Raw genomic sequence first — 244 nt, 5'->3', positions numbered from 1 at the left:
GATGGTGGCCCTGGGGCGCACGGTGTCCACGGAGTAGTAGGCGCAGGAGACGATGCCGGTACCGGCGTTGCCCGCGTCGTTGCTCACGTCGGCGAGGTATATGTAGATGAAATTCGTCAGGGAGTTGGCGTCGTCCCTGGGCGTCAGGGTAGCCGTCCAGACCGTGCGGTTGGCGGTGGGCGTGAGCGGGCCCAATGTGCCGCAGGCAAACCCGAGCCAGATGTCGCTGGCATCAAAGCCGGTG

At 65.6% G+C, this 244-nt stretch carries 1 protein-coding gene; it reads right to left on the bottom strand.

Annotation, left to right across the window (positions count from 1 at the left end; all coding sequences use genetic code 11):
• A partial coding sequence (locus tag VTU_RS34155; RefSeq protein WP_010109010.1) for an Ig-like domain-containing protein occupies positions 1-244 on the bottom strand: 244 nt, incomplete at both ends.

The organism is Verminephrobacter aporrectodeae subsp. tuberculatae At4 (assembly GCF_000193225.1).
Lineage (GTDB): Bacteria > Pseudomonadota > Gammaproteobacteria > Burkholderiales > Burkholderiaceae_C > Acidovorax > Acidovorax aporrectodeae.
This window is presented reverse-complemented; position numbering and strand designations above follow the sequence as displayed.